The 275-nt window shown below is 37.8% G+C and carries 1 protein-coding gene and 1 pseudogene; both read left to right on the plus strand.

The features are described 5' to 3' along the window. Positions 1 to 170: plasmid mobilization relaxosome protein MobC (gene mobC / locus HMPREF3265_RS10455; protein ID WP_141764281.1), on the plus strand; the 170-nt coding region annotated here is incomplete at its 5' end. Then, positions 152 to 275, plus strand: a pseudogene (locus tag HMPREF3265_RS10460) (protein rlx); the annotation flags it as partial. The gene mobC and the pseudogene HMPREF3265_RS10460, both read left to right, overlap by 19 nt.

The following is a 275-nucleotide window of genomic DNA, read 5'->3' on the forward strand; positions in this document are numbered from 1 at the left end:
AAACGCGACAATCGATTGCGAAAGATTTAAGTCGATTAGGGGCGAATGCCAATCAAATTGCGAAATATTGTCATCAACATCAATATGATGCTCCGAATTATAGCGCATTAGAACGTAATATTAATGAATTACGTGAAAGGTTGGATGACATATGGCAACAACTAAATTAAGTGCGACGAAATCAACGTCACGTGCCATCAATTACGCTGAAAAACGGGCTGAAGAAAAAAGTGGCTTAAACTGCGACATAGACTATGCCAAAAGTAGTTTTAAAG

It is taken from the genome of Staphylococcus sp. HMSC62B09 (genome assembly GCF_001839115.1).
Classification (GTDB): Bacteria; Bacillota; Bacilli; order Staphylococcales; family Staphylococcaceae; genus Staphylococcus; species Staphylococcus haemolyticus.